Here is a 9,320-nt window from a genome sequence, read left to right on the forward strand (position 1 = left end):
GGGTAGGGGTGGGTCAAATCACCACCATCCCCCCTGCCCCCTCATCCCCCTTTCTCAACATTGACGTAACCAAGAGGATTTCACCATGGCACTTCCCGAAATTACCGAAAAGCTGCTGGCCGCCAAGAAAGCCGCTGGTCTCTCTTTCGCCGATCTAGAAGCCAAAGTCGGCTGCGACGAAGTCTGGATTGCCTCAGTCTTTTACCGTCAGGCCAGCGCCTCGGTCGAAGAAGCCACCAAAATGATTGAGGCGATCGGGGCCGACTCCTCGCTAATCGAGCCATTGACCGAGTGCCCCGTCAAAGGCTCCCTGGACCCGGTTGTTCCGACCGACCCGCTGATCTACCGCTTCTATGAGATCATGCAGGTCTACGGTATGCCGATTAAAACCGTGGTGCACGAGAAGTTTGGCGACGGCATCATGAGCGCCATTGACTTCACCATTGACGTCGAGAAAGAGGAAGACCCCAAGGGCGATCGCGTCAAAATCATCATGTGCGGCAAGTTCCTGCCCTACAAGAAGTGGTAAGCGTTGCAAAATTTCTCCCTTAAACCCGTGCTGAGAGGCTACTCAATGTTCCAGTTTCAATCGATTAAAACGCTGCCGGTGAAGATCAAGCAGCTCGGTGGCTTGGCTGTCGCCGCCGTCGTCGGCCTGTTGCTGGCAGCCAGTCCGGCCCTGGCCCACCATCCCTTTGGTGGCAATACACCCACCAATGCCTTTGAGGGCTTTTTGTCTGGTCTGGGGCATCCGGTCATTGGTTTAGATCACCTGGCGTTTGTCGTGGCGGCTGGTCTGTTGGCGGCTGTAATCGGCCGAGGCTTGAGCATTCCCATCAGCTTTGTACTCGCCTCTATGGCAGGCACCGGGCTGCACTTGATGGGGTTGAACCTGCCTGCGCCTGAGTTTATGATCTCGGCTTCAGTGCTGTTGTTTGGCGGCCTTCTGGCCATGCGTGAGCCCCCTCGCACCGGAGTCGTAGTGGCTTTGGCGGCCCTGGCCGGAATTTTTCACGGCTATGCCTACGGAGAGGCCGTGATCGGTGCTGGGATGGGGTCCGTTTTGGCCTACCTGGTAGGGTTCGCCTCAATTCAGCTGGCGATCGCTTCGGGGTCCTACTGGCTAGCTAAGCGCTTTGGTGCCTCCGAGCAAGCGCCTTCGCTGAGCTTGCGATTTGCCGGATTCACCCTGGCTGGGGTTGGTGCCGCCTTTTTGTCCGGGGTGGTCCTGGGCTAGCACGGCCAATCGTTTCCAACTGGTTTCTTTCCATTGACCCCTGGCTGTTGGAGTAACCTCCAGCAGCTTTTTTTTACCGTTTGCTGATGGAGTAATATCGTGACTCAAAAACTCGTTCCCCCCTTTGACCGTGACATCGCGATCGCTAAAGCCCGCATGGCCGAAGATGCCTGGAACAGCCGCGACCCCGATCGCGTTGCTATGGCCTACACCGAAGACAGCCACTGGCGCAACCGGGCCGAGATCTTCCAGGGCCGCGACGCCATTCGCGCCTTTTTGCGCCGCAAGTGGGACAAAGAGCTGGACTACCGCCTGGTCAAAGAAGTGTGGGCCTACGGCGACAACCGCATCGCCGTGCGTTTTCAGTATGAGTGGCACGACGACGCCGGGCAGTGGTACCGCGCCTACGGCAACGAAAACTGGGAATTTGACGAAAACGGGCTGATGCGCCGCCGCGAAGCCAGCATCAACGACAAACCCATTGCCGAGTCAGAGCGTCGGTTTCACTGGGACACGTCAGGCCCCAGGCCGCAGGATCATCCGGGGCTGATCGACTCTCCGGTTTAATTGAAGTGCCGCCAGCGCTAGCGCTAGTCACGGCGGTCTAATTCCCCGGTCATCGTATTTCTTTACAGCTTCTCAGGAGGCCGATATTGTGGACTCGGACCCAAGTCGTCGACGGCAACTGGGGTGTCCATGGCGTGATTAAGAAGGCGGTCCTGCCCAGTACCTAAGAATGGGCTAAACCAAGCTGCTGCGGAGCGCAGCCACGGCGGCTTGAACCCGATCATCTACCGCCAGCTTATTCATAATGCTGCGCAGGTGGGTCTTCACAGTACTGATGCTGAGAAACAGCTCAGCGGCGATCTCAGGATTGCTCTTGCCCTCCACAATCAGCCTGAGTACGTCGAGTTCTCGATTGGATAGTTCAACAATAGGCGGTGTAGAGGTTGGCCTGTGTTGCAGGTGGCCAATCACGCGGCGAGCAATCTGTGGATCGAGGTAGGTAGCCCCGGTGTGAGCGCAGTGAATGGCCACCTCCAGTTGCTCCAGGCTAGCCCCTTTAATGCAGTAGGCATCCGACCCGCTGGCTAGCGCCGCAATCATCTCAGTGTCTGCGGTATGGGAAGTGAGCATAACGACGCGAATATCAGGCCTTTTTTGCTTGATTTGCTGGGTTGCGGCAATCCCATCTAATTTAGGTAAACCAATATCCATCACGATTAGGTGAGGATTTAGTTCAAGGGCTAAGGCGACTCCAGAATACCCATCTGCCGCCTGGCCAACTACCTCAAAATTTTCATAATCTGCCAGGAATTGCTCTAAGCCCAGCTGCATGACCGGGTCGTCTTCGACGACCACAATTCGCAGCGGAGTGTGGGGTTTAGACTCAGGGTTCAAGACCGCAACTTCGTTTGACATGCTGCCTCTCTTCGTCAAAATTGACTAAACGGCACTGCCGATATTCAGCAATGTGCGCTTACATCTGTCGGCCTGGAGCGACGAGCATTTTTTTAGCCATACCCAGGCTCAAGCAGCTTCTTAAGCTTCTCTTTAAGCAACTACAGTCTCAATTATGGAATCTGACCAGTCGGCTGATGTCAGCTGACGCGCGATTGTAGAAACTCTTAATGGATTAACAAAACAGCAGAATGAGACGACGACTGCCAGGATTTGTTTCCTTAGCAGCCTATTTTAATTGAGGCTTTTTCAAGGTACTGGAGCATCAAGCCATGCCCAAAGCTGAAAAATACCCTAGTCGTCCTATTTACGTGTTCCGACTCAGCCATAGGCTAGCACTTCAGTGGATGATGCTAGGTCTAGTGCTGTTTTCCGCTATCTCAGTAGCTGTTAGCAAGGTATACACTGCGATCCATCAGCAGCATTGGATACCGCCAGACGCCCTGGAGCTGACTCATCCCTGGGATTATGGACGACTGGCTGCCCTGTTCGCACTCCCTATAGCAACCCCCGCCCTTTATGGATGCCTGCATGGGCTAACCCTCAAGGCATTTGGTGGGACCCCTCACTTTGGGGTGGGAGCGAAGCATTTATCGCCCTATACCTTTGTCACGGCCTTTGGCCAGCGGTTTACCCGTAATGCCTTCTTGGTCAGCAAATTTATACCCCTGGTGATTATCAACATCACGGCTCTAGGTTTGCTTATGATGTTTCCACGGTTAGCCTGGTTGGGCTGGGTCGTAGCACTGAACACAGCAGGGGCCGTCGGCGACCTCTGGATGGCATCCCTCGTTTGTCGATATCCAGCCTCGGTGAATATTGAAGACCAGCGAGACGGATTTGCTATCTATGGACCTGGGGAAGGTAGCCGCAGTCAAATTCAGAGTGGAGACCGTCACTCTGTCTGGCCCGCTAACCTGTGGCAGATCATCCATTTAACCCTGATCGTTTTTGTGCTGCTGACGTTAATGCCCCTATCATTGCTAATTCCTTTCGACATTTTGAAGGTGCCTCCATTTCAGCTGACGGTCGGAGGTCAGACGTTTTTTCGGTGGATGCAGGGGAGAGAAGGCTTTAGCATTTCCTTTCGTCCGCTGGTAGCAGCTCTGCTTGCGCCAGCCATTGCGCTGGCGATCGCTAGCGCGAGTCGTGGGTTAAGGAGATAAACCAAGACGCGCATCAATTACTTCGCTACTCCACACCTAATTATGGCTTCTTCTAGCAAAATACGATTATCTCCATACCAAGTACGCCAGCAAGGGCATCGGTACTGGACCCAGCTTAGGCAGGCTCTTTTTCCGCCGGAGTCCGCTGATTACGTCAAATGGCGTCATGAGTTTTTGCACAAGCGGCTGGGCTTTGGCCTCTGGATTGGGCTGATTTGCTTTCTAATTTCTGCGGGCCACGGGCTCTATATCTTTGTTGTCAAAATTGAGACCATCCGTTCCGATGTGGAGAAAATTTATGGCCAATCCCAGCTAGCAGAGCAATGGAGAGACATTACTATAGTCGGCTTCTTTCTGATTACAGGATTGCTCTTGTGTTGTTTATTACTACAGAAAACTTGCTGGGGGAAGCACTATTCAGTAGTCGTTTTTTTGCTTTTTGCTTGCTCTGTTAACGGGTTTGTTACACAGATCATTTCTACATTTTATAGCACCCCAGTTGAGCCTAGCACTATTGTTTTTCTGGCCTTTGCGGTGCTTTTGCCGCTGCGCTGGCCGCTACATTTACTATCGCAGCTATTACCCATCGGCTACTACACAGTAGTATATCCGCTGCTTGGCATTACCGAAGTTGGCAATGTGTCTATTTTTAGTAGCGTATACAGCGCGAGCACCTTCATTGAAATTGGTTGGGTCTGCCTTATTTGCAACACAGGTGTTTACGTCTACGAACGCCTGCGTCGCTCTGAGTTTGAGTCGCGACGGGAGTTACAGATCTTTTTGCACGCTATTTCCCATGATTTGCGTAGCCCAGTTACAGGCACCTCAATCGTGGTGCAGAACCTACTTCAAAAAGCCACTGATGACCAAGTTGAGGTTAGCACTGACGTGCTCAACCGACTGTTGCAGGGCAGCGATCGCCAGCTGGCCCTGATCAACGCCTTAGTAGAGGCCTACCACGCTGATGGGCAAAAGATGCTGCTGCACCGTCAGCCGCTTCAGCTCAGCACCGTCGTGGCGACGGCCTTAGCCGATATCGAGCCCAAGCTTATACAAAACAACGTTGACTTACACACCTCTATCTCTTCAGCGTTACCGTTGGTTAGCGCTGATCCAACCCATTTGTGGCGAGTGTTTAGCAACTTAATCGACAATGCGCTCAAGCACAATCCCTCCGGTATTCAATTAACTTTAAGGGCAGACATAGTTGTTGATTCCGGCTGCTCTATTCTAGGAACCAATCAACCAGTACCTGCGAAACAGTCAAAAGCCAATTTAAATTTAAACCGTACTTCAATGCTCTGCTGCTACGTCAAAGACAATGGCATTGGCATACCTGCAGAGCAATGTCAGCGGCTATTTGAACTCTATACCCGAGGTAAGCGAGCTCGCTACATGCCTGGGCTGGGGTTAGGTCTTTATTTGTGCAAGCAGATCATCACCGCCCACGGCGGCGAGATTGGCGTTGTTAGCGAGGTAGATAAGGGGACAACGTTTTGGTTTACGCTGCCCCTTGCTACCTCCTTCTCAAGCTATGAATAAAGCGTTGTGCCCAGGCAAGAGACAAGAAGTGGCGGTGTTGCTGATTACCGAGATGACTTGCCCCCCTACCCCCCCAACCTTAGGGGTAATCGAACAGCCTCAAAGTCCCCTAGAACTGGGGAATTTAGGGGCACTGCAAAGACTGTCGCTTTTACAGATTCATCCCCTACTTAGGCAACGCCGAAGTAACAAGTTGATCAAGATGCTAATTTTCTACAAAGTAGTCTTTGAAGTTATCGATCACACTCAGCCCTATATCCTGCAAAAGCTTTACCTCTGGCTGAGAGGATGCTTGACTTTTGAAATTTGTTATGACCGATATCGTTGTGTCCTGATTAGGAAGATAGAGGAGTTGACTCGACCAGCCGAGCCAGCTACCACCGTGAAATAGAACCGTATAGCCCTGCGGGTCCAAGAAGATGCCCAGACCGCTGAACGTCCCATCACCCACTGGAACCCCGTTAGTTGTCATTTGCTTGAGCGTTTCAGGAGCCAGCAGTTCACCTTCCAATAGTCCTTGGGTAAAACGGGCGACATCCCTTGCGGTAGAGACTATCCCGGCATGGCCCCCGTCACCGTCAAAGGATGGATTGAGAGCGCTTACGTCAACGCTGGGCATGCCATTCTGGTCGCCATCGAAATAACCGTAGGTATAACCTCCAGGGATAGATTCTTGCGGTGAGAAGAAACTGTTCTGCATCCCTAAGGGCTCGAAGATCTGCTTTCTTAATACCTTAGCTAGACTTGTATTACTGACTGTTTCGACGATCTCTCCGACCAGAAGATAGTTTGTATTGCTGTAGCTATAGGCTTTTCCTGGGGCTGATAGTGATGGCTGTGCATATACGTACTGCGCCAAGATTTCCTCGTTGGTTCGAGACTTCAGCCCCAAAGACTGATCTTCATAAAGGTCTGAGAGCAACACGTCATCAAAATCGGGAATGCCGCTGGTGTGGTTAAGCAGGTGGCGCAGAGTAATGTATTGGCTATGTTCCAAGCCGTCTGTGATAGCGGTCGGGAGCCAGTCCGTCAAGGTATCTTCGAGACTGAGACGACCTTCTTGCACAAGCTGTAGGGCAACCGTAGCAACCATAGGCTTAGTCACGCTACCAATCTGAAAGCGATCATCAATCCCCATCGGCATTTCCTGAATTAGCTCTGAAACACCTCCTGCACCGATCCAGACGGTATCATCGGGAGCCGCAACGGCTGCTGTAGCCCCAGGTAGGTGAGTTGTTTGTAGAACCTGCTCAATAACGGCCTGCAGCTCATTTGCGGCCTTGGCGTTGCCAAAAATAAAGTCTTTCTCGACTAGCTGGCTAGCGTCAACCCCTGCCAGTTGGGCCAGTTCAATATCTCCGGCGCTGATTACAGCACCCAGCTCACCATTCTTTAGGGTTAGGTCATCATAGGCGAGATTCATGTTCAGGAGCTTGATGCGATCGCGCCCCACCTGGAAATCGGTAATCTTTGTGGGGCCAAGAGTTCCGCCACAAAGCCAAAACTCATCTGCCCAAGGACCACCCGTGAGCACGTCGCCCCCGTCTGAGTCAATCAGGATGTCTTCACCATGCCCGCCGTAGAGAAAGTCTTGACCTGTACCGCCCTCTAACCGGTCTCGGCCGACCTCCCCCCAGAGCCGATCGCGACCAGAACTGCCTTTTAGCGTATCGTCCCCCTGGTTACCCCAAAGCCAGTCATCGCCAGAGCCGCCAACCAGGCTATCTTGACCCAACCCACCGGCTAGGGCATCGTCACCTTGGCCACCATTGAGGAAGTCGTGGCCCTGTCCACCCCACAACCAGTCGCTGGCTTGATTGCCAAAAATTGTGTCATCTCCTGCGACTCCATACAAAACGTCACAGCCTCTCCGTCCGTACAGTTGGTCTGTGTCGCTATCGCCAATCAGAATGTCTTCTGCGTCTGTACCGTAGGTAGGACTGGCAGCGCCGCCGCTGCTTTGAGCACTGAAGCTAGATAGGGCGATGAGTTCTTTTAGGGCCGTCTGATCACTGCCTATTCCAGGTACCAACTCGGCTAAAGATGAATTCAAAGCGATCGATTCAACGCCGAATGATTCGAAGTTCAGCATACAAGACTCCAAGTTTTTGCAGTCTTGACTGTATGTCAGCGATCGCTAGCTCCGTATCGAGTACTTGGCTATCCGTTTGGCTAGAGTTACAGACTCCAGTCGTCTTCATCATTATGTCCAACTGGGGGATGCCGCTGGTTGAGGGCCAGTGACATGTTGAAGGGAGTTACTGGCATAACTACGGTCTAGGTCAGGCGACGCACGTTGGGCTTCCTCTGGTTTTACTTGCTAGCTTTCACAACGGCACTGTAGCTATTTCAACCGATGCCGATGTCGGGAGTTTGACGAATGCGATATCGCTCCCCAATCTAAAGAGTAGATATTCTTACCACGTATACCTGCCCACATACACGGGCTGATGCGCAAAGCTAGTTTGGTGCTGTCGTCCTTTATCTGACACAAACTGCATCATGACCTGAGACCCTTCTTTCACAGTTGGCCGATTGGGATCGCCATAATAGATATTTACTGACGGCATCAAGTTCCATCCAGCTGAGCGATAAAGTTCAGTCAAGTGGGAGAGACAAAAGAGCATTGCTATATCGGCATCGCTGGCGCGAATGAAATCTGTTGTTGCCTGTACGATTTGCCGCGCGAACCCTTCGCGACGGTATGCTGGATAGGTATATACCGCACTTAATCCATAAACCTGGTAGGATTGATTGACGTGTTGCAGCACGCGCTGATTAACTTCAGCGAAGCTGATAAGAACGTCTTTTTCAGAAATGGTAAAATACTGAGGATGAGTTGCTTTAAGCGTATAATCCCAGGTGCGATTGGGTTTGGTAAACGCCCGTGGCCACTCTATTCGAACCGCTGCTAGCAGCTGGTACTTGAGATGCATGGGTAAGGCGCTGGGCGCGTATTGGGCCAGTTTAGTCATATCTTTTTGGGTGAAGCTGCTAAATACAGACGAGTTTGGTAAGCCAGTTGTACTTGGCCCTCTATATCGCAAAAAAGATGGTAGAAGTTCGACAACTCTGAGATTAGCTGGTCTAAAGCCGGTCTCTGGGCTGGGGTAACCCCCTGACTGTGAGCCAAACCCACTAGACCAACCACATCTAGCGACTGATTGAACCTGAAGTCGCAACGCCGAAAACCATTGAAGTAGGGAATGTATAGATCCTGCCAAAACAGCTGATAGCGGAAGCTCTTGATTGCTGACGCCATAGACCGCCGGGGAGGAGATTGACGCTCTTTATCCCTAGAGGCTTCCATAATCAGGCGGTTGTATTCTTTAGAGACAGCATCGCTCTGATCCCAAAGGCTCCAAACCAGTGCCAAACGGCCACCCGGTTTGAATACTCGGCGAAATTCTTGCAGGCTTTTCTTAAACTCAAACCAGTGAAAGGCCTGAAATGAGGTGACTAGATCAACGGAGGCATTTTTCAAAAGAACTGCTTCGGCTGTTCCAGCCCGAAACTCAACTCCTGGATGAGCAGTTGCCGCTGAACGCATATCTGCGTTGGGTTCGATCGCTAAAACTTCAACTCCTCGGTCTGCCAATAATCTTGCTCCAATGCCTGTGCCCGCCCCAACATCGACGGCCACGAGCTGGGTGGGCGGTTTAAGGTCCGCTAAGAGGGTATCAATGGCGGTCGTAGGGTGCACCGGGCGATATTTTTCGTAATCTTCGCTACGACCCGAGAAGTACTGTAAAGGGTCAGGTACTGAATCTGGGGTACTGGAAAAATCCTTAACGGGTGACAAGGGTACTCAACGTCATGCGGTACAGGGCTTTGAGACAATAAAGGGGACAAAAAATAGGGAGCCTCAGTGCAGCTCCCCTAAACCAATATGTTTCCTGCATCCTACCAAACCA

General features: G+C 52.0%; 9 protein-coding genes. 5 read left to right on the forward strand and 4 right to left on the reverse strand.

Features of this window, described 5'->3' with window-relative positions; translation table 11 throughout:
• The first annotated feature begins 85 nt into the window (after positions 1–85).
• From cynS to IQ254_RS27090, 3 genes are all read left to right on the forward strand, one after another.
• Positions 86–529 carry a cyanase gene (gene cynS / locus IQ254_RS27080; protein WP_193969261.1) on the forward strand — a complete coding sequence of 148 codons (444 nt, stop codon included), beginning with the start codon at positions 86–88 and terminating at the stop codon, positions 527–529.
• A 45-nt stretch (positions 530–574) separates the two neighbouring features.
• Positions 575–1,237, forward strand: a complete 663-nt coding sequence (locus IQ254_RS27085) for a HupE/UreJ family protein (RefSeq protein ID WP_193969262.1) — start codon at positions 575–577, stop codon at positions 1,235–1,237.
• A 99-nt stretch (positions 1,238–1,336) separates the two neighbouring features.
• A complete protein-coding gene (locus IQ254_RS27090; RefSeq protein WP_193969263.1) occupies positions 1,337–1,804 on the forward strand; it encodes a nuclear transport factor 2 family protein in 468 nt (155 codons plus the stop codon).
• A gap of 174 nt (positions 1,805–1,978) precedes the next feature.
• Here the strand turns inward: IQ254_RS27090 and IQ254_RS27095 are convergent, their stop codons facing one another.
• Complete coding sequence (locus tag IQ254_RS27095; RefSeq protein ID WP_193969269.1) at positions 1,979–2,608, reverse strand: response regulator transcription factor; 630 nt, start codon at positions 2,606–2,608, stop codon at positions 1,979–1,981.
• 437 nt (positions 2,609–3,045) lie between these two features.
• On the opposite strand from IQ254_RS27095, the gene IQ254_RS27100 reads away from it, so the two are divergent.
• Together IQ254_RS27100 and IQ254_RS27105 are read left to right on the forward strand one after the other, a co-directional pair.
• Positions 3,046–3,864: a DUF3267 domain-containing protein gene (locus tag IQ254_RS27100; protein ID WP_193969264.1), complete on the forward strand. Its 819-nt coding sequence runs from the start codon at positions 3,046–3,048 to the stop codon at positions 3,862–3,864.
• A gap of 42 nt (positions 3,865–3,906) precedes the next feature.
• Positions 3,907–5,406 (forward strand): sensor histidine kinase KdpD, encoded by a 1,500-nt coding sequence (locus IQ254_RS27105; protein ID WP_193969265.1) that lies wholly within the window; start codon positions 3,907–3,909, stop codon positions 5,404–5,406.
• Between the two features lie 205 nt (positions 5,407–5,611).
• On the opposite strand, the gene IQ254_RS27110 is transcribed toward IQ254_RS27105, so the two are convergent.
• The 3 genes from IQ254_RS27110 to IQ254_RS27120 all read right to left on the reverse strand — a co-directional run bounded on the left by IQ254_RS27110 (position 5,612) and on the right by IQ254_RS27120 (position 9,208).
• Positions 5,612–7,498, reverse strand: coding sequence for a serine hydrolase (locus IQ254_RS27110; protein ID WP_193969266.1), 1,887 nt, complete (start codon positions 7,496–7,498; stop codon positions 5,612–5,614).
• A 325-nt stretch (positions 7,499–7,823) separates the two neighbouring features.
• A complete protein-coding gene (locus IQ254_RS27115) occupies positions 7,824–8,381 on the reverse strand; it encodes a GNAT family N-acetyltransferase (protein WP_193969267.1) in 558 nt (185 codons plus the stop codon).
• Positions 8,378–9,208, reverse strand: coding sequence for a class I SAM-dependent methyltransferase (locus IQ254_RS27120; RefSeq protein ID WP_193969268.1), 831 nt, complete (start codon positions 9,206–9,208; stop codon positions 8,378–8,380). Before IQ254_RS27120 ends, IQ254_RS27115 begins: the two co-directional genes overlap by 4 nt.
• Positions 9,209–9,320 lie beyond the last annotated feature (112 nt).

The organism is Nodosilinea sp. LEGE 07088 (assembly GCF_015207395.1).
Taxonomy (GTDB): Bacteria; Cyanobacteriota; Cyanobacteriia; order Phormidesmidales; family Phormidesmidaceae; genus Nodosilinea.